The 20,952-nt window shown below is 54.4% G+C and carries 20 protein-coding genes and 1 pseudogene; 17 read left to right on the top strand and 4 right to left on the bottom strand.

Annotation, left to right across the window (positions count from 1 at the left end):
* Positions 1 to 146 precede the first annotated feature (146 nt).
* The 9 genes from GOV90_RS21465 to GOV90_RS21460 all read left to right on the top strand — a co-directional run bounded on the left by GOV90_RS21465 (position 147) and on the right by GOV90_RS21460 (position 7,683).
* Positions 147 to 410: a helix-turn-helix domain-containing protein gene (locus GOV90_RS21465; RefSeq protein ID WP_174827346.1), complete on the top strand. Its 264-nt coding sequence runs from the start codon at positions 147 to 149 to the stop codon at positions 408 to 410.
* Positions 411 to 474: 64 nt separating this feature from the next.
* Entirely contained in the window at positions 475 to 1,725 is a 1,251-nt protein-coding gene (locus GOV90_RS20885; RefSeq protein ID WP_171172935.1) for an ABC transporter permease, read from the top strand.
* Positions 1,726 to 1,744: 19 nt separating this feature from the next.
* Complete coding sequence (locus tag GOV90_RS20880) at positions 1,745 to 2,152, top strand: DUF3299 domain-containing protein (RefSeq protein WP_171172934.1); 408 nt, start codon at positions 1,745 to 1,747, stop codon at positions 2,150 to 2,152.
* Between the two features lie 36 nt (positions 2,153 to 2,188).
* Positions 2,189 to 3,244 carry a tyrosine-type recombinase/integrase gene (locus GOV90_RS20875; RefSeq protein ID WP_171096774.1) on the top strand — a complete coding sequence of 352 codons (1,056 nt, stop codon included), beginning with the start codon at positions 2,189 to 2,191 and terminating at the stop codon, positions 3,242 to 3,244.
* Between the two features lie 360 nt (positions 3,245 to 3,604).
* On the top strand, positions 3,605 to 4,789 hold the full coding sequence (repA, locus tag GOV90_RS20870; RefSeq protein ID WP_171096773.1) for a plasmid partitioning protein RepA: 1,185 nt from the start codon (positions 3,605 to 3,607) through the stop codon (positions 4,787 to 4,789).
* Positions 4,789 to 5,757: a plasmid partitioning protein RepB gene (repB, locus tag GOV90_RS20865; RefSeq protein WP_171172933.1), complete on the top strand. Its 969-nt coding sequence runs from the start codon at positions 4,789 to 4,791 to the stop codon at positions 5,755 to 5,757. Before repA ends, repB begins: the two co-directional genes overlap by 1 nt.
* A gap of 173 nt (positions 5,758 to 5,930) precedes the next feature.
* Positions 5,931 to 6,980, top strand: coding sequence for a helix-turn-helix domain-containing protein (locus tag GOV90_RS20860; RefSeq protein ID WP_171096771.1), 1,050 nt, complete (start codon positions 5,931 to 5,933; stop codon positions 6,978 to 6,980).
* Between the two features lie 23 nt (positions 6,981 to 7,003).
* The gene (locus GOV90_RS20855) at positions 7,004 to 7,405 is read left to right on the top strand and encodes a CopG family ribbon-helix-helix protein (RefSeq protein WP_171096770.1); all 402 of its coding nucleotides are present in this window, start codon (positions 7,004 to 7,006) and stop codon (positions 7,403 to 7,405) included.
* A complete protein-coding gene (locus GOV90_RS21460) occupies positions 7,402 to 7,683 on the top strand; it encodes a type II toxin-antitoxin system RelE/ParE family toxin (protein ID WP_171096769.1) in 282 nt (93 codons plus the stop codon). The genes GOV90_RS20855 and GOV90_RS21460 overlap by 4 nt, the downstream gene beginning before the upstream one ends.
* A 176-nt stretch (positions 7,684 to 7,859) precedes the next feature.
* Here the strand turns inward: GOV90_RS21460 and GOV90_RS20845 are convergent.
* Positions 7,860 to 8,072, bottom strand: a pseudogene (locus tag GOV90_RS20845) (transposase); the annotation flags it as partial.
* Positions 8,073 to 8,387: 315 nt separating this feature from the next.
* On the opposite strand from GOV90_RS20845, the gene GOV90_RS20840 reads away from it, so the two are divergent.
* The 5 genes from GOV90_RS20840 to GOV90_RS20820 all read left to right on the top strand — a co-directional run bounded on the left by GOV90_RS20840 (position 8,388) and on the right by GOV90_RS20820 (position 14,704).
* Entirely contained in the window at positions 8,388 to 10,118 is a 1,731-nt protein-coding gene (locus GOV90_RS20840; RefSeq protein WP_171096767.1) for an ATP-binding protein, read from the top strand.
* Positions 10,115 to 11,455 (top strand): sigma-54 dependent transcriptional regulator, encoded by a 1,341-nt coding sequence (locus tag GOV90_RS20835; RefSeq protein ID WP_171096766.1) that lies wholly within the window; start codon positions 10,115 to 10,117, stop codon positions 11,453 to 11,455. The genes GOV90_RS20840 and GOV90_RS20835 overlap by 4 nt, the downstream gene beginning before the upstream one ends.
* Positions 11,456 to 11,580: 125 nt before the next feature.
* On the top strand, positions 11,581 to 12,591 hold the full coding sequence (dctP, locus tag GOV90_RS20830) for a TRAP transporter substrate-binding protein DctP (protein WP_171096765.1): 1,011 nt from the start codon (positions 11,581 to 11,583) through the stop codon (positions 12,589 to 12,591).
* A 68-nt stretch (positions 12,592 to 12,659) separates the two neighbouring features.
* Positions 12,660 to 13,292 (top strand): TRAP transporter small permease subunit, encoded by a 633-nt coding sequence (locus tag GOV90_RS20825; RefSeq protein ID WP_171096764.1) that lies wholly within the window; start codon positions 12,660 to 12,662, stop codon positions 13,290 to 13,292.
* A gap of 11 nt (positions 13,293 to 13,303) precedes the next feature.
* Entirely contained in the window at positions 13,304 to 14,704 is a 1,401-nt protein-coding gene (locus GOV90_RS20820; RefSeq protein WP_171096763.1) for a TRAP transporter large permease, read from the top strand.
* A gap of 522 nt (positions 14,705 to 15,226) precedes the next feature.
* Here the strand turns inward: GOV90_RS20820 and GOV90_RS20815 are convergent.
* The 3 genes from GOV90_RS20815 to GOV90_RS20805 all read right to left on the bottom strand — a co-directional run bounded on the left by GOV90_RS20815 (position 15,227) and on the right by GOV90_RS20805 (position 18,067).
* Complete coding sequence (locus GOV90_RS20815; protein ID WP_216602380.1) at positions 15,227 to 15,691, bottom strand: GNAT family N-acetyltransferase; 465 nt, start codon at positions 15,689 to 15,691, stop codon at positions 15,227 to 15,229.
* 13 nt (positions 15,692 to 15,704) lie between these two features.
* Complete coding sequence (locus GOV90_RS20810) at positions 15,705 to 16,007, bottom strand: YjhX family toxin (protein WP_371732524.1); 303 nt, start codon at positions 16,005 to 16,007, stop codon at positions 15,705 to 15,707.
* 464 nt (positions 16,008 to 16,471) lie between these two features.
* Positions 16,472 to 18,067 carry a GMC family oxidoreductase gene (locus GOV90_RS20805; protein WP_171096762.1) on the bottom strand — a complete coding sequence of 532 codons (1,596 nt, stop codon included), beginning with the start codon at positions 18,065 to 18,067 and terminating at the stop codon, positions 16,472 to 16,474.
* A gap of 109 nt (positions 18,068 to 18,176) precedes the next feature.
* Between GOV90_RS20805 and GOV90_RS20800 the strand changes: the two genes are divergently transcribed.
* The 3 genes from GOV90_RS20800 to GOV90_RS20790 all read left to right on the top strand — a co-directional run.
* Entirely contained in the window at positions 18,177 to 19,415 is a 1,239-nt protein-coding gene (locus GOV90_RS20800; protein ID WP_171096761.1) for a TRAP transporter substrate-binding protein, read from the top strand.
* A gap of 67 nt (positions 19,416 to 19,482) precedes the next feature.
* On the top strand, positions 19,483 to 20,148 hold the full coding sequence (locus GOV90_RS20795; protein ID WP_171096760.1) for a TRAP transporter small permease: 666 nt from the start codon (positions 19,483 to 19,485) through the stop codon (positions 20,146 to 20,148).
* Positions 20,148 to 20,952: TRAP transporter large permease subunit (locus GOV90_RS20790; protein WP_171172931.1), on the top strand; the 805-nt coding region annotated here is incomplete at its 3' end. The genes GOV90_RS20795 and GOV90_RS20790, both read left to right, overlap by 1 nt.

Genomic DNA, 20,952 nt, shown 5'->3' with positions numbered 1-20,952 from the left:
AGGTTTCTACTATTAACATAATAACTCTTATGAGGTTGATGCTCCGATCAAGGTGCGCGCTACCTTTAAGTGCGCCTCCTATTAGAAACCAATGAGTTATCTAATGAGGAGATCATGGCATGGGTACAGTGTATTCGTAACTCAGCATTGAGGAACGCCGTAGAATAGAACGTTGGAGGCACGCGAGTGTCCCTGTTCGAGAGATGGCACGCGTGTTGAAGCGCTCGAAGGCAACCATCCATCGAGAGATCAAGCGGAACTTCTTCTCGGATTCCTGTCTGCCCAAATGTGATGGCTACTACGGCGCGTCCGCGCATCGGAAAGCTGCGGATCGGCGCGCCCGGCAACGTAAACTGATCCGTCATCCCGAGTACATCCCGAGTAGCGCAAGCGTGTCGTCGAGCGGCTGAAGAATGGCTGGACGCCTGAGCAGATCGGCAACTGAATGATCTATGAAGGCGCAAAACTGCGCGCGTGATCCTGCGTCTGATCATAGCCTCGCTTATGGCCCGTGCGCTGACCGTCGGAATGACGATCCTAGCCATTGCCCTGTCCGTCGCTTTGTTTCTGGGCGTCGAACAAGTGCGCAGCGGAGCTAAGAACAGCTTTGCAAACACGATTTCAGGAACTGACCTGATTGTCGGTGCGCGCTCTGGCTCGGTGCAGTTGCTGCTTTATTCGGTGTTTCGGATTGGCAATGCCACGAACAATATCACCTGGGAAAGCTATGAGGATGTTGCGGCACGCCCCGAGGTCGAATGGATCGTTCCGATCTCATTGGGTGACAGCCATCAGCAATTCCGGGTCATGGGAACGACGCAGGGTTTTTTCGACCATTTTAAGTACCGTCGGGATCGCTCTCTTGAAATGGCTGCGGGTCACAGGTTCGATGACCTCTTCAATGCTGTGATCGGTGCGAACGTCGCACAAATGCTGGATTACACAGTTGGGGATCCGATTGTTGTTTCGCATGGCTTCGCTTCATTTATTGACCATGAAGACCAGCCATTCCGGATTTCAGGCGTGTTGGCAAAGACAGGCACGCCAGTGGATCGTACGGTAATTGTCAGTATGGAAGCGATCGAGGCCATCCACGTGGATTGGCAAAGCGGTGTGCCAATACCCGGTCAAACGACGCCCGAAGCACAAATCAGGGCCTTAGACCTTACACCAAAGGCCATCACGGCCGCCCTGATCGGGGTGGAGAGCCCCATTCGCACCTTCACTCTGCAGCGCGCCATAAATGAATACGCGCAAGAGCCGCTTCTTGCGATCCTGCCTGGCGTCGCCCTGCAAGAGCTTTGGGGCATCGTGGGGGTCGCCGAAACAGCTTTGCTGGCAGTATCGAAGCTGGTGGTGGTGACGGCATTGATTGGGATGATGGCCATGCTGCTTTCGACTCTGGGTGAACGCCGCCGTGAAATGGCCGTTTTCCGCGCGGTTGGCGCCGGGCCGATGATGATCGTCGGACTGATGGTGTTGGAAGCCGCTCTTATCACCACAATCGCCACAATTGCCGGCATTGGATTGCTCTTTGCGGGATTGGCCATCGCACAGCCAATTGTTGATCAGCAGTTCGGGCTTTGGCTGCCAATGAATGCGCTGTCCTGGTACGAAATTCGGATGGCGGTGCTGGTGGTGACCGCTGGAGCGATTTCCAGCCTGTTGCCGGCGGCCATGGCATACCGAATGTCTGTTGCAGACGGTTTGATTGCCAAAACATGACGTTGAGGAGCACGAGACAATGAGGAAAACCGTTGACAGACGCTTTGTCCTGATAGGAGCGACCATTTCCGTAGTGATCCCGCTAAGAGCCCTGGCAGAGGATATCGTGCAATTGCAGTGGGGAGACCTCCTCCCCGAAGGCACGGTGTTGCCGAACCTTCCCGTTGGCATAATCAGTCGCGACGGGGCCTCGCAGATCAGTCAGCAACCGGTTTCGACCGGCATACGCACAGACTGGAACGGCCAGACTGTGCGCCTTCCGGGGTTCATCATTCCCATCGAGTTTGAGAGCACAAGTGTTGCAAAGTTTCTTGCTGAGTGCAGGTACCGCGCTGCCTTACGCGCAATATTTTTAATTTTTGCACGTTACCTTGAACACAATATCAAATGTCTATTACACCTGATAAGTATCCCTTATCAGGTGTGATTGATTTCCCCGCAAAACCGACCCAGAATAACCACTATGACGACGCCTCAGCCCTATCTTCCCAGCCCCTCCCCTGCCCTGTCGCAAGCGGACCAGGAAGCGCTGACCGATCTTTACATCCGTGGCACACCGGAAAACACGCTGCGCGCCTATGAGCGGGATTTGGTTTATGTCACTGCGTGGAAGGCAATGCGGTTTGGGGCGCCGCTGGACTGGCCAGAGAGCGAGAGCGCGGCTCTGGCCTTCATTCTCGATCACGCGCGGGATCTGAACGGCGCGGCGCAGGACGATCGCGCCCGCAAGGCCGCGGAGGCGTTGATCTCGCAAGGGCTGCGCAAATCCCTCGCCTGCCCTGCCCCTTCGACGCTGGACCGACGCATTGCCTCTTGGCTCGCCTTTCATCGGATGAAGAACCTGACCAGCCCATTTGACGCGCCGCAGGTGAAACAAGCCCGCGCCAAGGCGCGTCGCGCTGCAGCCCGGCCCCCTGCCCCAAAATCGCAACATCCGATCACCCGCGATGTGCTGGAACAGCTGCTGGCCACCTGTCGCGGCTCGCGCCGGGATTGCCGCGACCGGGCCATTCTGATGCTGGGCTGGGCCTCGGGCGGTCGACGGCGTTCGGAACTCACCGGGTTGATGCGCAAGGATGTCAGCCTCAAGGAGTTTGAAAAGGCCGGCGTGGTCTGGATTTCCCTGCTTGAGACCAAGACCACGGCCAAGGGTGAGACCCCGCGGCTGGTGCTGAAGGGCCGCGCGGCCCAGGCGCTGGTCCATTGGATCGAAGTGGGCGAGATCAAAGATGGCCCCCTCTTTCGTCCTGTCTCCAAAGCCGACCGGGTGCTGAAACGTCGCCTCAGCCCGGATGCGATCGCGCAAATCGTCAAACACCGTCTGAAACTGGCCGGGTTCCCCGAGGATTTTGCCTCGCCGCACGGGCTGCGTTCGGGGTTCCTGACCCAAGCCGCGTTGGACGGCGCTCCGATCCAGGCCGCCATGCGCCTGTCCCTGCACCGCTCCGTGGCACAGGCGCAGAAATATTACGATGACATCGACATTGCAGAAAACCCGGCCAGCAATCTGTTGGAGTGAGGAAATACCCAATCAGCTCAATTGGCCCCCTGCCCTTCCCCATTAATTGTCTTGGTGAGCAAGCCGCTATTTTCTGTGCCAACTGCTCGCTTAAATGCTCAACTCGAGGCGGAGCATTCAGAACAGGTTTGTGCGTGCCTACGTTTTTGCACGGCAGAACTTCATCGGCTTTAAAGCCCGAGAACCGCTTCAACACAGTTTACAACTGTAAACCACTTTGCTCTGATGCAAAGCGTATGTAGTTTACAGCTTTGTAGAACCCACAATATAAGCGAAAATCCTTGACTTAGGATAATGAATCACGACTGTTTGTCTCAAGTGGCGCGAAAATGACCACATTCTTTGATTTGAGGCAACTACATGATTCCCGTGACACCACTTGAGGCAGAACGACCATCGGCTCTCGCTACTGAAATTTCTGAGAGATTAAACTCGGCTATCCGGGAACATCTTCTTGCGGCATTTGCCCCTGACAACACCAAATCACTGCGCAACTTTGCAGCCCCAGAAGCGGCCGAACTCTTGGGTGTTTCAGGTCAATTCATGCGTAAGGTCCACGCAGAAGGAACGATTCCTGAACCAAAGGACGTACGCAGCGGTCGACGTTACTATACCGCCCAAGAACTTTGGGAAGCTCGCGAAACACTTGAGAAGACATCGCGCAAAAAAGGGCGCTATATCCCTCGTCGGACTGAAGGAGAAAAACTCCAAGTTTGGCAGTTAATGAATTTTAAGGGAGGCAGCAGCAAGAGCACCACAACAATTCACCTTGCTCATTATTTTGCGCTCCGCGGTTACCGTGTACTGGCCGTTGACCTGGATCCACAAGGCTCGCTTACATCCATGTGCGGCATCAGCCCGGAGATAGAGTTTGACGGGCTGACGATTTACGATGCTATTCGATATGAAGATCCGGTAGATATGGCGGACGTCGTGCTTCCGACATACTTCCCCGGTCTGTCTGTGGCACCGTCACGGCTTGTTCTTTCCGAATTTGAAACAGAATCTGCCGTTCATTCTAATCCGGACCATCCGTTCTTTACGAGAATACGGAATGCTCTGGCCCAGATCGAAGGCGATTTTGACCTTGTTCTGATTGATAGCCCACCTCAACTCGGATTCTTGACAATAGCTGGGATGGCCGCTGCCAGTTCACTGCTTGTGCCGCTGACACCTTCGATGCTGGACGTGTCTTCGACGGCTCAATTTCTCGAACTTGCTGGTGCTTACATGGCAGTCATTGAAGATGCCGGCGCTACGCTTGAATACGACAACTTCAAATTTCTGATAACGCGGGACGAGCCGACAGACGTACCGTCTCAACAACTGGCTTCGTTCATGCGAGCACTGTTTCAGGATCGCGTTATGTCAGCTACCGCCCTCAAAAGCACCGCTATCAGTGACGCCACAATGCTCAAACAATCAATTTACGAGGTCGTGCGGTCAGAAATGACACGCGCAACTTATGATCGGGCAAAGAACTCGATGGATGCGATCGGCTCTGAGGTAGAGCAAATGATCCATCAAGCATGGGGACGCAGCTAATGGCTAGAAAGTCGCTTCAGGAGATGTCGGGGATCGCAAACACCATCGCGCGCTCTAACCCCAAGGCCATCGATAAAGCCCCAAAACCCAATGCCCCTGCACTTGGTGCGCTTCAAGGCTCTCTGGCCGCAATCAGGGAAATTGACCCTGCTCTGATTGACGATTGGGGTCCCGCCGACAGGCTTGGTGAGTTTACAGCTGTAAACACTGACGAAGAAGACGATAGCTTTGAAAGCTTGATATCGAGTATCCGAGACGGTGGCCAACAAGTTCCCATTCTTGTCAGAAAATCGAAGTCCGACGGTCGATACGAGGCGATTTATGGGAGGAGGAGACTCAAAGCCTGTCGTGAACTCGGCATTAAGGTCCGCGCCAATGTTCAGGATATCGACGATGCTTCTGCGCTTCTCGCTAAGGGACTCGAAAATGCTGCGAGGCGCAATCTTTCCTTCTACGAGAAAGCACGTTTCGCCGAGGCAATCCTGACTTCAGGGCATGACACTGCGACGGTACGGCAAGTATTGAACCTTTCGAAATCAGGGCTGTCTCACCTGACAAAAGTTACGCAACATGTTCCTGCAAAGATTGGTGACATGATAGGAGCAGCCCCAAAATCTGGCCGCCCAAAATGGACCGTGCTTGCAGAACACTTCATTGCAGGCAAGCTGGAACAAGATGAAGCGGCAAAACTGCTTGCAACCATTGAGCCATCGATGTCGTCAGATGATCGACTGGAAATGCTCCTTGAAGCAGCTGCCAAACGTGGTGCACGACAAAGAGACGGTGCATCGGAAGTCAGTCCAATCGAAGGCGTTACAATCAAATCCTCCAACGGATCACTAACTGTTTCGGTCAAAAGGACCGGAGCTAACGCTGACTTCGCTAGCTGGTTGGACAAAAACATGTCTGAAATCATCAAGCGCTCACACGCTGAGTTTACAGCTGTAAACGCCGAGAAAAAGAACTGAGGACGAGCAGAAAGGAGGAAGGCAAACAAAACCCCCGAAACCGGAGCTTCGAGGGCTGCTGCGCAAAGCGCAATTCTTAGATTAGACACCTAGAATCTAGCAGCACCCGAATCGCCACACAAGAAAAAACGCTCTTGAGCGAACGGGTAATTTTTGTCTGCCAATAGAAAACCATGAAAACAGTAACAGCATTGGCTCCAAACGGAGCAACCTTGTCGGGAACGGCAGGGCAGGGGGGTAGTACGCCTAATAAATGGATGCTTCTTCGGGCAGTTGAAGAAGCCAGAGAGCCGCTTGGGCTTAAATCCACGTCGCTCAATGTCCTGAGAGCTATGATTTCCTTTATGAGTGGAGATCAGATTTTTTCGGATCAGGATGACCGTCACATCTGCTTCGCTTCCAATGCGGCAATCGCAAAACGAACCCATGTCAGTGTTCAAACTGTTGAACGCCATATCTCGGCGTTGGTTGAGCTTGGGCTTATCCGTCGCGTCATGAGCGCAAACGGCAAACGTTGGGCGCGCCGGGACCGACTGGGTAGGGTGGTTACCGCAACTGGACTGTCCCTAATGCCATTGTCGGAACGGCACGCGGAATTCATTCAAGAAGCCCAAAAACATACCGATCGTGTTCTTGAGTTCACAGTGCTACGTGACAAGGTTTCAGCCGCTATGGCGCGCCTAAAGGAAATCGTGGCAAACGACATCGCAATCAAGGAATTGATGGCCACCGTGCGCAATGCTCTGCGTCGCAAACCAGATGCAAATGTACTAGGCAAACTTCTGACGGAAATCTCTGTGGAGATATCCCGGATAACACAGGCACATACAGAGAATTTGAGGGCCAATGACCATGAAAATGAGGGGCACAAAGAGGACTCTTTGAGTCCGAAAGTTAAGAAAGAAAAACCTTCTCAGATTCAAGTTTCTCCAGATCAAATGGAGCGCAGCTTTCCACATTTGTGCGCGGAACTTCGCTTTGCGCGGGATCAGACACATTGTGACCGTCTTATGGACGATATCGCCGAATACCTACGACTTGGTCAGACTTGGTTTGCTATGAAATCGACACATGGTCCGGCTCTCCGTTTCATGATCCTGGGATATATTTTCCAACGAGCGGAAAGCATAAAATCCCACCAAGCCTATTTGATTTCTCTGAAAACCAGAATCGATCAGGGAGACATGCAACCGACCGCGTTATTGAAGCAAAATTCAAAATAGCCACAGAATTGAGGGCCGTATCTATGATATCTCATCTCGCGCATGAGCTCAGAGCAACAGATGCGGTTCATGCCATCGTCTATTGTGAACAGAGTGACACTGTATTACATTGTATTACATATCAGATACAGGTGATTGCCGTGAGTACCAGGCCATATTCAATCCGTCTCGATGAAGACTTGAGAAAGTCCTTGGAACGAGAAGCTGCGATCGAAGATCGGCCACCAGCACAACTCGCGGTACGGGCAATCAAAATGATGCTGGAATCCAAGGCAGCAAAACGTGCAGCCATTGATGCGGCTGTTGAAAAAGCAGATCTAGGTAAGTTCATCACAGCAGACGAAATGAATGCCTGGATAGACAGCTGGGATACCGAGAATGAGCTCTCTGCTCCGGTCGCAAGTGGGCAATCCAACAGCCAATGAAAATTGTATTTCTCGAAGATACGGTCCGGGACATTCAATGGTCCCGTTATTACTACACGTCGGTTTTTCCTGAAGGCAGCGAAAGGGCACGAGCTCAGCTCAAAGCCATTCAGCTTACTCTTGCAGCCAACCCATATACAGGTCACGCAAGTGACACACGTCAAGACATACGGGAGCTATCAGTGGCGCGAACCCCATTCACGTTAATCTATCGTGTAATGCCAACTCAGATAGAAATTCTGCGTCTCTGGGATACCCGACAGGGCGCGGGTTACTAAAACCTGGCGGTTAAATCGATGGCGTCAGGCGGGCAGGGTAGGGGACATACAACCGAACCTACTTTGTTATTCGACCGATAACCTCAGCGCTGCGGGGACGAAAAGCGGATGCGAAATGACCTGAGCCCCAAGTTTCCTCCATCTCACTGAGAGTCTTTGAGTGTCGTTTGATGGCGTTACGCGGCCAGTTTGTGCATGTTCCTTTTTGCTGCAAATTCCTTTGGCGTCAGATTTTCGCGCGCCGAGTGCGGTCTGTGGGTGTTGTAGTCATCCTTCCATGCTTCCAAAACTTCCCGAGCTTCGTCCAGTGAGCTGAAGAGCGTTTCGTGGAGGCATTCGTCGCGCAACTTGCCGTTGAAGCCTTCGATGGATGCGTTTTGAGTGGGCTTTCTGGAAGGCATCGTTGCGAAACGTGGTGTTGGACTGGATCACGCAAAGCTGATCCGACGGGTGAACCGATACGCCGGTCTTGTAGTTGGCGCTTCGCGTTTCATCCCATCCAAGTGCGGGAAAAAAGCGGCTGCGACCCAGTTCTTCACGCGTGCGTTTGAGGCGAACGGTTTGTTACGGAAAATTGTCTTCGACGAAAGTGGAGCGAACACGGCTGGCGTCAATTCCTCATCCTTCAATGAGAATTGCGACAGAACCGGATGGACGGCTAAAACCTACTGTGATCCTATGCGGTCACAGTTCATGGGCATTCAATGCGATCAACTTCGTATATTGTAGGAATATTGGTAGCCATTGCCGCCAGCATTGGCCTTTATTTGGTTTCTTACCAGTACTTCGTTTCAGAGGAGCTTTCTAAGGCTCAGGGCCGGCTCTCTCTCTATCAAAGCTCGGTAAACAGCGAACTCGAACGATTTTCCCACCTCACATATGTGCTGTCACAGGATTCCTTTGTGATTGGAACAGCCGAAGGGGACGGCACTGGTACTTTGAACCGAAGGCTCGAAGATTTTGCGGCGCAGGCGGGGCTGGATGCTATCTATCTGATGAACGAAGACGGCATCACCATTGCCGCTTCGAACTTCCGCGACGTTGGGAGCTTTGTTGGACAGAACTACGCTTTCCGACCGTATTTCCAAACTGCCATTTCTGGTGAACAGGGCCGCTTCTACGCCATCGGGGCCACAACGGGTTTGCCGGGTTACTTCATTGCGAACGCAGTGCGTAACGACCGAGGGGTTTCAACCGGCGTCATAGCGATCAAGATAGATTTCTCGGACCTTCAGGACAGTTGGAAAAACTCGGGCGAACAGGTGCTATTGGCCAATGAGGACGGTGTTGTTTTGCTGTCTTCAAACTCGGATTGGCAATACCGTGTGTTAACGCCACTGTCGGACCAGCAGAAAGACCGGATCCGAAACGCGAGGCAGTTTCCGGGGCAAGACTTAGATCCAATGGATTGGGCCGAGTTGCCGGGGTATCAGGCCAGAATTGCGGGGGCCAAGCGTCTGCACCTTGCGGCTACGGACCTGCCGCATGGCTGGTCGCTGCACTATTTCGCAAGTGACGACCAGGCCGTCGCGCGCAGTTGGCTTGTAACTGCAGTTTTTGTCCTTTTGGCGGGGCTCGCATTTTTCTTCATCCAGATACAACGCGCAAGACGCGTAAGCGCGGCTTTGGTGCGGTCCGAAGAGGAAGAAGTGAAGTTGCGCGAGGCAAATGAAAGGCTTGCCGTTGAAATCGACGACCGCAAGACAGCCGAGCGGAGTCTCAAACGCACCCAAAGCGAGTTGGAGCGCGCAAGCCGACTGGCGGCTCTGGGGCAACTATCCGCGTCGGTCACACATGAGTTGGGTCAACCCATTGCTGCGATGCGCAATCACTTGGTGGCAGAAGAAATCTCATCTTCCGGGGAGAGCAAGCTGCCGCAAAAAATCGGAAGCCTCGTGGACAGGATGGAGGCGATCACGCGCCAATTGCGGTTCTTCGCACGCTCAGAGAGCGAGGCGTTCGACGACGTAGATTTACGCACTTCAGTTAACGCCGCATTGGCTCTGGTTGCGCCAAACATCGAACAGGGCAAGGTGAAAATCTCAATTGATGCGCCGACCGATCCGGTCTTTATCCGGGGCAGTGCCCTAAGGATCGAACAGGTCATCACGAACCTCTTGCGCAATGCCATAGACGCTATGGATGACGCGGACGCGCCTGAAATCCATATCGCCGTCAAGGCGCTTGATGATGAGGTCGTGTTGGAAATTCAGGACAACGGTCATGGATTGGGTGAGGCAACGCTGGCTGAGTTGCAAGAGCCATTTGTTACCACAAGAGAGAGCGGGAGAGGCATGGGCTTGGGACTGGCCATTTCCACCAGCATTGTCAAAGATCACGATGGAACAATGACGGCCCGAAATCGTGATGGCGGCGGAACAATTTTCCGTGTCAGCTTCCCGATAGCCTCAATTAATGAAGAAACGGACGCATGACCCAGCAGCAACCCTTCAAAGTTCTGGTCGTTGACGATGACAAAGCAATGCGACAGTCCCTTGTCGAGTTGCTCGAAGCCGCCGACTGGGCAGTCAGCGCCTTGCCACGTGCGACACAGGTGACGGAACATTTGGCCAATGCCTCGCCCGATGTCATTTTGTCCGATGTGCGTATGCCCGGCATGTCGGGTCTCGAATTGCTGGCCAACCTGGACAGGGATGTGGCGCCTCCGGTGGTATTGATTTCGGCGCATGGTGACATTCCCATGGCGGTTCAGGCCATACAGGACGGGGCGTATGGGTTCATCGAAAAGCCATATGAACCACGTCGATTGCTTACGGTGCTGAGGCACGCGGCTGAACAGAACCGGATGCGAAGAAGTAATGCCCGCCTCAAAGATCGGCTGTTTAAACTGTCGGGCCTTGACCGCATCCTGCTGGGCCAAACAGACACCATTACAGACTTGCGACAAGACGTGCTTGATCTTGCAGATACATCGGTTGCGGTTTTGTTGAAGGGGGATACGGGCACCGGGAAAGAGCTGGTAGCTCATGCTTTACATGATTTGGGCCGCTCGCCCGAGGCACCGTTTCTGGCGTTGAATTGCGCCGCATTGTCGGCTGATACGTTTGAGGCAGAAATGTTCGGCGTCGCGGGCGAATCCGACGGAAGACTTGTGGCGGCATCAGGTGGGACCTTGTTTCTGGATGAAATCTGCTCGTGCCCACCGGCGGTGCAGGCCAAGCTACTAAGGGTCATCGAAGAACAGCAGGTGCTGCCCGTGGGCGCAGTGTCGCCGGTGCCGGTCAGCTTCAGAGTCGTGTCGGCAACCAACGAAGATGTTGTGCTGGCAGCCGAGGAAGGCCGCCTGCGTCAGGACCTGTTGTTTCGATTGAATACTGTCGTTCTGTCCTTACCTCCGCTACGACAACGACGGGACGATCTGGTTCTGTTGGCAACGCATTTCTTGAATGAATACGCGCAGGTTTATGAGATAGACGCGCCAGAACTCGATCAGGACGACTTGGCTGCCTTGCTTGCACATGACTGGCCTGGAAATGTGCGTGAGCTGCGCCATGTCTGCGAGCGGCGTATTTTGACTGCGCGACGCGGAGCAGGGTCGGTGGCGCAGGCGATCCAAAGCGACCAGCATATTGACGATGTCCCGGATACACTGCGCGAAGCGGTGGCTGCGTTTGAACGCGAGCTCATCGGTAAAGCCATCAAGGCGCACAAAGGCCGCATGGACGCCGCCGCCGAAGCGCTTGGGATTGGGCGTCGGACACTTAACGAAAAGATCGTCAAGCTCGGTCTCGACAAAGAAGCTTTGTTGTAAGTGAAACCACCCTGCGGAATCCCGCAGGGTATCCTGAATTCTGCCCGCATTTTCCTTCATAGTCAGGCTGCTGCGCCTCCTGAATACTCCACCCAAACGAATTGCATGATCTGGGAGGAGCCACTATGCGCAAACATCTGAACCGGGCAGCTATTGCTGCCCTGTCGCTGACCGTTGCATCCGAAGCACTGGCTGTCGAATGGAACGTTTCCCTGTGGGGCAAGCGTCGTGCCTTTACTGAACACGTCGAGAAACTTGCCGAACTGGTAAACGAAAAGACGGGCGGTGAGTTCACACTCAACATCAGCTATGGTGGCTTGTCGAAAAACAAAGAAAACCTTGATGGGATCTCGATTGGCGCGTTTGAAATGGCCCAGTTCTGCGCGGGCTATCACCGCGACAAGAATCCCTCGATCACTGTCCTGGAACTGCCGTTTCTGGGCGTGACATCCCTTGAACAGGAAGTCGACCTGTCGATGGCCGTTTATCAGCATCCGGCCGTTGTCGAGGATCTGGCCCGTTGGGACGCGACTCTGCTGATGCCTTCGCCACTGCCGCAGTACAACCTCGTTGGTGTTGGTGAAGCGCCTAAATCTCTGACCGATTTTGAAGGTCTGAGTGTACGTGCGACAGGTGGTATCGGCAAGGCGATGGAGACAGTTGGGGCCGTTCCGACCTCGATGTCCGCATCCGAAGTGCGTCAGGCAATGGACAGCGGTATCGTCAAAGCGGTCAGCTTTGCACCACACGCGCATATGTCCTTCGGCACCATTGAGAATGGCACGTGGTGGACGACGAACCTCAACCCGGGTACCGTCAACTGCCCTGTCGTGGTGAACACGCTGGCACTGGAAGATCTGTCCGACGAACACCGCGAAGCGCTGCTGGGATCGGTGGAAGAGGCACTGGATCACTACGTGAGCCACTACCAGACAAAAACGATGGAAGCGTGGGGCCCTGAGCTGGATCAACGCGGCATAGAGCGGGTCACTTTCAGCGATGAAGAAATCGCAGCGTTCAAAGACGCCGCTGCCGCCCCCGCCGCCGAGGCCTGGATTGCGGAAAACACCGAGCGTGGCCTACCAGCACAAGAGCTTTATGACCTTGTGACTGGGAAGATCGCAAACGGCAGCTAGTCCACTCACAACCCGGCGTCGGCCAAGCTGGCGTCGGGTACCTTTTCCCCTGACAGCGGAGTACAACGATGGCCGGGTCATCCCTGGTGCTGTCTGATGACAGCCGTCTCAGCATTCTCGATCAACGCCTCTACAAACTGGAAAGCTTTCTGGCTCTGATCAGCGGTCTTGCGGTTTTTTCGCTGATGGTCATGGCCGTAGTCTCCGTTGGTGGTCGGAATTTCGCCAATGCGCCACTTCCCGGTTACGTAGACTGGATCGAGCAGGCCATGCCTTTAATCGCCTTCATGGGGATTTCCTATGCGCAGCGTGATGGCGGTCATATCCGAATGGACATGGTTGTCGGAGCGCTTAAAGGCCGGATGCTCTATATCGTCGAGTTCATCACGACCGCTGTCATTCTGGCGCTGATCGTCCTGCTGATTTGGGGGAGCTGGGCGCATTTCGCACGCAGCTTTGACTTTGGTGCTCCACTCTGGAGCCGCGACAGCTCGATCGACATAGGTATCCCGCTATGGCCCGCAAAGCTGTTGGCCCCCGTCGCCTTCAGCGTGCTTTGCTTGAGGCTTGCTCTACAGCTCTGGGCCTATGGTCGCGCGATCAGGCACCCCGATCAGGCCACTATTGCCGTCCCGCTAATAGCCGATGCAGCCACTCAAGCTGCGATGGAAGCCGAGCACGTCTCGGGCCACGACAACTGAGGTTAAATCTGATGGAACCCATTGATATTGGTCTGATCGTCTCGGGCGGTATGCTTGTTCTTGTGGTGTTGGGGATGCGCGTGGCTTTTGCCGCCGCGACCGCTGGCATGGTTGGTCTGATCTGGATCTTCTGGGCCAAGTTTGGGTACGACCCGGCGCGGTTCGGCAAGGCTGTTACTGTGGCCGTCAAAACAGCGGGGCAGGTGCCGCACTCCAAGATTTCAAGCCAGGCGTTGAGTCTGATCCCGACCTTCATCCTGATTGGCTACCTCGCCTATTACGCGGGCCTGACCAAAGCATTGTTCGAAGCCGCAAAACGTTGGCTGGCATGGGTCCCTGGCGGGCTGGCGGTTTCGACCGTTTTCGCAACCGCTGGGTTCGCGGCGGTATCCGGGGCCTCGGTCGCCACTTCCGCTGTGTTTGCCCGTATCGCCATCCCCGAGATGCTGAAGATCGGCTACGACAAGCGTTTTGCTGCAGGTGTCGTTGCTGCAGGGGGTACGCTCGCCTCGCTTATCCCGCCTTCGGCCATTCTGGTCATCTACGCGATTATCGTTGAGCAGGATGTGGGCAAACTGCTTTTGGCCGGATTTATTCCCGGCATGTTCTCGGCGGTGATTTATGGCTTGCTGATCATCGGCATGGCCGTCGTGATCAAAGGATTTGGTCCCGCAGTCACCGGATTTACATGGAAGGAACGCCTCCTCTCGTTGCCGCCTGCATTGCCCATTGTGATTGTCGTCGTCACCATCATTTTCTTTGTCTACAACCCGTTCGGCGGCGATGCCTGGGGTACACCAACCGAAGGTGGCGCAATCGGAGCCTTCGTGGTGTTCCTGATGGCGCTGTATCAGGGCATGCGCTGGTCCGAACTCAAAGACGCGCTGTTGGAAACCGCCAAGCTGAGCGTCATGATTTTCACGATCATCTGGGGCGTTTTGGTTTACGTTCGTTTTCTTGGTTTTGCCGAACTGCCAAGTGCATTCTCCGACTGGATCACCTCGCTTGAGATGTCTCCGATGCTCATCCTGATCTGTATTCTTCTGGCTTACGCTGTACTGGGCATGTTCATGGATGCGATAGGCATGCTGCTGCTGACGTTGCCGGTGGTTTACCCTGCTGTCATGGCGTTGAATGGTGGAGAGGCCGTAAGCGCAGCTGATAGCACCTTTGGTATGTCCGGGCCGATGTGTGCTATCTGGTTTGGTATTCTGGTGGTCAAAATGGCCGAGTTTTGCCTGATCACCCCACCCATTGGGCTGAATTGCTTTGTAGTGGCTGGTGTGCGTGATGACCTAAGCGTTCAGGATGTTTTCAAAGGTGTAACGCCGTTCTTTCTGGCGGATGCCGCAACCATCGCGCTGCTCGTTGCCTTCCCTGCTATCGTTTTATGGCTTCCAGGGCAGGTTTGAACCACATGGAATGATTTTGGAGTGCGGTTTGCTGGTGTAGCTAGAGCCTGCATCAATCAGCTGTGCGGCAGAATACACAACACATGTTCAATGGCCGGTTCGGGCCGCCAGCGAATGCGGCTTGAAGAAATCAGATTTCGATGGCCTCTGTTATGGCAAGTGCATCCTCGAATTCCGCACTAGGGTATCGGACAGGGCTGTCCATCTTGGTTTGGCCAAGAAGGAACTGAACGGCCCGAAGGTTTCTGGTCTTGTTGTAAACTAGGTTAACCTTAGCCCACCGCATTGAATGTGTGCCATATGCGCTTGCCTCCAAACCTATAGATGTGACTTAGTCACGCACGATCCACGCAAATTGGCGTGTTGAAATGTGCAGCCCCGATGTTGACGAGCGAGGATATCGCAGGATGTTGCGCTGTCTCCGAGATCGGCAGTGAGTCGAGACCAACCAACGTGTAGCATCGTAGCGAATGTCGGTTGTAAAGTGCCCCCTGCCACAAGGATGGCGGAGGGCTGTGCTTTCTAGAGGGCTTTTCGGAATATCACCTTGTCATCGCCTTCAGCCCAGAAGTCTCGGATACGTGCTTCTTCTTCGTAACCATTCTGCGCGTAGAACTGGCGCGTCAATGCGAAGCCATCTGTACCAGACGTGTCTACGATCAAGATGCGTTGACCCTTGTCTTTTAGGCGCTGCTCGGCTGCGCGTACTAACGCCGCCCCAAGCCGTTTACCTTGCAAATCTGGGCGCACCGCAAGAGCGAGCATGTTCCATGCGCCATCGGCTAGGTCTTCTGGAACAGTGTAGCACAGGCCCACAGCTTCTCCATTTCTGTGGCAAGTCAGCCAGAAGGCCTCTGTTTCTCCCCTCAAGTAAGGGGCCAGCATTTCCGCAAGCATCTCGCTCGGGAAAAGCTCTGTCCCATCCAGCACGGCCTGAAGCCCCGCAATGTCATCGGTTGAAGTGGCTTTGATGATTGGGTTTGTCATTTTCTGTGTGTCCTTATCGATTGTCGTACTGGGGGTTCACGGAACGAATGCCGAGCCTTGTGGCGCGATAGGGTTGTCCGTTTTCAGATTTAATGAACCGCCGTTTCTTCAGACGGTTAAACAGCTTCAGCGAGCAATCAGCCAAAACATGGCCGTCGCGTGTAAAGCAGGAAACTACGCGTACTTTGCCGTTCGTCATGCGCTCAAAGTGGATGGCTCCACCTTGCGCCAGAACGTGCAAAACACGCTGTTCGTGTTTTGAGATAATCAATGGATTGTCTCGTGGTTTTATGTCAGCAGAAAAGGCTTCCGGCATCTCGCGCAGAAGTCTTCTGGTTCAAGTTGGTCCAATCAGGTGGACCTTAGCGGCGGGCCGCAATCGTAGACATAAAATCTCCATCGCCCGGCGTCCTTGCGGGGCGTAGTCGGGAATTAGTACGATAATTACCAGTTGGCAAGCGGACGTTGAGGAAATCAAAGCCAAAGGCAGGAAAGCCCGCGTCGTCGTCGTTCAACTCAAGTCCGACGCTGGACAGGATCACGCAACTGAAAGATGTCACTGTACGGATCAACTACACTGCCAATTTAGAGAACTGCACAAACGGCGGATCTCTGGGCGCGAATTGACCATTTCGGATCACGTTGACCAGTTTAATCCCAGCCAAAGCAGAGGCGGCTGAAGACAATAATTTGAGACTGAACGTCTGTCTTCCTTCTTTCCCAAAGAGAAAAGAACACGATCCCGCCGAGGGATCAAACACCCCAACCTTTGTTGTTGATTCAGGCATCCGCTCTTATCAAATCACTGGCCTTTTCGCCGATCATGATGGCCGGCGCATTGGTGTTACCACTGACGATTTCCGGCATGATCGAGCAGTCGGCCACACGTAAGTTGGCTATGCCGTGAACTTTTAGTTTTGCATCTACGACTGATGCTTCGGTGCTTCCCATCGCGCAAGTGCCGGTAGGATGATAGATTGAAGCGGTGTTTGACCTTACCCAGTCCAGCGTGCCTTCGTAGTCGTCGGAACTCAGCTGAGCCGTTGGCCGAAACTCCTCTGATATTTTCGAGGCTAAAGGATTCTGTTTGGCTATTCTGCGCGCGATGTTCACCCCGTCCACAATGGTTCGGCAATCCGTTTCAGTGGACAGATAGTTCGGTTTTATTTTGAGATGTTTAGTCGGATCCGGACCGTTCAAACAAAGCTCTCCCCGGCTTTCCGGGCGCAGTTGGCAGACCGACATGGTGAAGGCCGAAAACGGATGAACACCCTCGCCGGGGCTGTCAGCGGACCAAGGCTGGACGTGAAACTGGATATCGGGCGTTTCTACATCCTGACGGGTTTTCATGAAACCGGTGGCAAGGCTGGCCGCCATGGTCATAGGACCTGCACGGAACAGTGCGTATTTCAGGGCGATGCGCGCCTTATTAAAAAGGCTACGGACTTCATCATTCAGCGTCGGCTCATTGCATTTGAATACTAGCCGGGCCTGCAAGTGGTCCTGTAGCCCTTTTCCGACACCCGTCAGGGCGTGCAGCGGCTCGACGCCATTTTCCTTTAGGTGGTCTGGGTCTCCGATCCCTGAAAGCATCAGGATCTGTGGCGAGTTAATCGCTCCGCCGGACAGGATGATTTCACGTCGGACTGTCAAGGTCTTCTCAACGCCGGAACGATCCCGGTAAACCAGACCGGTTGCCTTTTTCCCTTCCAGAACCACGCGCGTGACAAGAGCGTTTGTGATGATGTTCAGGTTTTGTCGATCCCGAATGGGTTTCAGATAGGCAACGGCAGCACTGCACCGGCGGCCATTGCGGGTTGTCAGTTGGAAATAGCCGACGCCTTCTTGCTCGGCCCCATTGTAATCGGGGTTGAAAGGATAACCTGCCGCTTGCGCCGCCGCGACCCAGGCATCGCAGATCGGGCGTTGAATGCGCATATTGGACACCGAAAGCGGCCCGCCCACACCGTGAAACTCATCCTCGCCGCGTTCCTGATCTTCGCAGCGTTTGAACAGCGGTAGCACATCGTCCCAGCCCCAACCTTCGTTGCCCATCTGCCGCCAGCGGTCATAGTCCTCTTTCTGGCCTCGCACGTAGAGCAACCCGTTCAGAGAGGACGACCCACCCAGCACCTTGCCGCGCGGCCAATCGATGGATCGACCGTTCAGACCTGGGTCAGGCTCGGTGCGGTAACACCAGTCGACCGAGGGGTTGTGCATGGTTTTGAAGTAACCAACAGGAATGTGAATCCACGGGTTGGTATCGCGGCCACCTGCTTCTAGCAGTGCGACAGTTGTGTTGGGATCAGCGCTTAGCCGATTGGCGATAACACAGCCCGACGATCCCGCGCCAACAACCGCATAATCCACCTCCATGACTGCCTCCTCCCAATGTCGCTGAAAAAAACTCTATGCAAGTTGATCGAATTATACTAGCCTTTTTTGATACAAAACGTCTCAATAATTGCGATCAGGGAGGTAAGCAATGGAGATCGGTAAGAAACTGAGTGGGATTTCGCGGCGGGATTTCTTCCGCGTGGCAGGTCGTTACGGCATGAGTTCGACTCTGCTGGCAGCAGGCGGGTTCGGTGGCGCGATGAGCTTGGCAAACCTGGCGCAAGCGGCTGAATCCACGTACGAAAAACGGTTCTCAAAAGAGCCCAAACATACGCTGAAGTTTGGCGCTTCAGGCTTTAATACTCGCAACCTTCTGATCGAACGCGCCGGGGCTATCGAGTTTGCGCGCGATCTGGAAGAACGCACAGACGGTGAGATTCGGATCGAGTTTATCGGCGACAATCAGATCTGTGGTCAGCTCAGCTGCGTTGAAAAAACCCAGCAGGGAATCGTCGATATCTACGCCGCATCGACCCAAAACTCGGCTGGTGGCGCACCTTACCTGAACGTGCTGGACTATGCCTATATGTTCCCAAGCCGTGCGGCGCAGTACCATTTCTTCTACAGCCCTGCGAGCCAACGCATTCTCCGCGAACCCCTTGAGAAACGGCATGGGCTGAAGTTCCTCTTTACCCATTGCGAACTGCGTGGCTTGCAAATGGGCTCAACCTTTGCCGATAAGCCTACGGTGACCAAGCTGGAAGAGCTGTTCGGCACCAAGAACCGCGTGACCGGCACGCAGTTGGGCCGGATCGCAATGCAGTTGCTGAACCTGAACCCAGTCCCTGTGGCCTGGGAAGAGACGCTGGATGCGCTGAAAACCGGTCTAATTGACGGGGCTGAAACCTGGGCCTCCGCCGTGGCTTACGCCAATATGGCACCGGTGGTTTCGCAGTCGGTGAACCTGAAGTTCTTCTGTGGCACCGAGCATACGTCGATGTCAGCCAAGGTCTTCGACGGCCTCGGGGGCGAGTTGCAGGACGCAGTGATGGAATCTTCCTACTTCACTCAGGCGTTGATCCAAGGTGCGAATGAGGCCGCGTTGTTGAACACTGTTGGCTTCTCGGAGCCGCAGCTTCCCAACACGATCTTTGCCGAAAACGGTGTCCGCCCGGCCTTCCTGCCGGAAGATCAGATCAAACTGGCCGAAGAGATGTGCGCACCGAACTATAACCCTGAACCTTGGGCGCAGTGGCGTGAGCGCCTGAACAAATGGGCGGGCGGCATCGATACGTATCAGGAAATCTACGACATCGCGCGTGAAATTCCGGCTGACACCCTGCCAGAAAACGTCGAGCCGCGCCGTTGGTGGATGGGCCAAGCCTGATAAGCTGAAGTGAACCGGCCCCAAACGGGCCGGTTCCAAAAACACACCGACTGGGAGGACGGGGTACATGTCGTTATGGGCAGACATAGGCGCGATCTTCAGCGCCTTTCTCAGCCAGGATTCGTTCGAGATTCAATCCGCTCTGGAATCTGACGCTGCTTGGGTTTTTGGTGCAGTCGTCTCGGCGCTTGGCGGTTTTCTGGTCATGTTGGTCTATAGAAAGGTGCCCTTCATAGAACGTCATTTGGAACGATCAGTGATGGTTTATTCCTATCTTGCCATTGCACTAATCATCTTCTGGGGTGTGATCGACCGCTTCGTGTTCAATGATCAAGAACCATGGTCGACGACCATTCCGCCATTGCTGTTTATGGTCATGGCGTGGTTTGGCGCATCTTACAACGTACGCCTTCGTACGCACTTGAGCTTTAGCGAATTCCGCACCGCAATGCCACGGGCAGGGCAGCTCGCTTGCCTGATCCTTGATGCGGTTTTGTGGTTTATCTTCGCTGTGATCGTCATTGTCACCACGTCCCGCCTGGTCGCCCTGTCCGCGTCAAATTTCCAGATCGTACTGGGTACCGACAACGTCATGCAGTGGTGGTTTCTTCTGGCTGCGCCGCTGTCGTTCTTCTTGATGGTAGGGCGCGTGTTTCAAAATCTCGCGGATGATCTGCACAACTGGAAAACAGGCGAACCGCTCATCAAACAGGCCGTGATCGGAGCAGACTGATGACAGATGGAACCATGGTCACACTGATCTCGGTTGGGGTCACATTTCTATTCATGCTGGGCGTGCCGGTTCTGCTGGTCATCGGCTACTGGGTCATCGGTTGTTCGTTTGTCCTTGGCTTGACGCTCGACAATATGGGTGCCGAGCTGCTGAACGTCTTCAACAAGGGTTTCGCCCTGCTGGCGATGCCGCTGTTCATTTTGACCGGAGACCTGATCAACAAATCCGGTATCGCCCGGAGGCTCAGCGACTTCGCCTATGCCTGTTTGGGTTGGATACGCGGCGGGTTGGCGATGGCCTCGCTGGGGGCGTGCGGGTTGTTCGCCGCTATCTCGGGCTCGAACTCGGCCACGACTGCCACCATTGGTTCCATGTTGCACCCGGAGATGGTCAAAGGCGGTTATGATGAGCGGTTCAGCGCGGCCACTGCGGCGGCGGGGGGCACGGTGGGGATTATCATTCCGCCTTCGATTATTTTCATTGTCTATGGGTTCCTGATGAACCTGCCGATTTCGGAGCTGTTCGTCGCGGGTATCCTGCCCGGTGCGCTGATGGTCATGGGGATGCAATTCGCTTGCTGGATCATCTGCCGCATGAATGGCTGGGGGTATCTTATCCCGCTGCAACTGAATCGGGTGTTGAAAACTGCGTTCGGCGCTTGGCTTGGCTTCTTTGCCATCGGTTTGGTTTTGTGGGGCATCTATACCGGTAAATTCTCACCCACTGAGGCGGCGGGTGTGACTGTTGGATTTTGCGTGATTGCAGGCTTGGTCAGCTATCCGATCAATCGCTTGATGGGAGCCC

This window comes from Ruegeria sp. HKCCA5929 (assembly GCF_013034525.1).
GTDB lineage: Bacteria > Pseudomonadota > Alphaproteobacteria > Rhodobacterales > Rhodobacteraceae > Ruegeria.
The sequence above is the reverse complement of the archived record's forward strand: the minus strand, read 5'-3'. Positions and strand labels throughout refer to the sequence as shown.

Coding starts and splice junctions, on each gene's coding strand:
- GOV90_RS20880 (WP_171172934.1), top strand. CDS start 1,745: ATGAGGAAAACCGTTGACAGACGCTTTGTCCTGATAGGAGCGACCATT.
- GOV90_RS20875 (WP_171096774.1), top strand. CDS start 2,189: ATGACGACGCCTCAGCCCTATCTTCCCAGCCCCTCCCCTGCCCTGTCG.
- repA (WP_171096773.1), top strand. CDS start 3,605: ATGATTCCCGTGACACCACTTGAGGCAGAACGACCATCGGCTCTCGCT.
- repB (WP_171172933.1), top strand. CDS start 4,789: ATGGCTAGAAAGTCGCTTCAGGAGATGTCGGGGATCGCAAACACCATC.
- GOV90_RS20860 (WP_171096771.1), top strand. CDS start 5,931: ATGAAAACAGTAACAGCATTGGCTCCAAACGGAGCAACCTTGTCGGGA.
- GOV90_RS20855 (WP_171096770.1), top strand. CDS start 7,004: ATGATATCTCATCTCGCGCATGAGCTCAGAGCAACAGATGCGGTTCAT.
- GOV90_RS21460 (WP_171096769.1), top strand. CDS start 7,402: ATGAAAATTGTATTTCTCGAAGATACGGTCCGGGACATTCAATGGTCC.
- GOV90_RS20840 (WP_171096767.1), top strand. CDS start 8,388: ATGCGATCAACTTCGTATATTGTAGGAATATTGGTAGCCATTGCCGCC.
- GOV90_RS20835 (WP_171096766.1), top strand. CDS start 10,115: ATGACCCAGCAGCAACCCTTCAAAGTTCTGGTCGTTGACGATGACAAA.
- dctP (WP_171096765.1), top strand. CDS start 11,581: ATGCGCAAACATCTGAACCGGGCAGCTATTGCTGCCCTGTCGCTGACC.
- GOV90_RS20825 (WP_171096764.1), top strand. CDS start 12,660: ATGGCCGGGTCATCCCTGGTGCTGTCTGATGACAGCCGTCTCAGCATT.
- GOV90_RS20820 (WP_171096763.1), top strand. CDS start 13,304: ATGGAACCCATTGATATTGGTCTGATCGTCTCGGGCGGTATGCTTGTT.
- GOV90_RS20815 (WP_216602380.1), bottom strand. CDS start 15,691: ATGACAAACCCAATCATCAAAGCCACTTCAACCGATGACATTGCGGGG.
- GOV90_RS20810 (WP_371732524.1), bottom strand. CDS start 16,007: ATGCCGGAAGCCTTTTCTGCTGACATAAAACCACGAGACAATCCATTG.
- GOV90_RS20805 (WP_171096762.1), bottom strand. CDS start 18,067: ATGGAGGTGGATTATGCGGTTGTTGGCGCGGGATCGTCGGGCTGTGTT.
- GOV90_RS20800 (WP_171096761.1), top strand. CDS start 18,177: ATGGAGATCGGTAAGAAACTGAGTGGGATTTCGCGGCGGGATTTCTTC.
- GOV90_RS20795 (WP_171096760.1), top strand. CDS start 19,483: ATGTCGTTATGGGCAGACATAGGCGCGATCTTCAGCGCCTTTCTCAGC.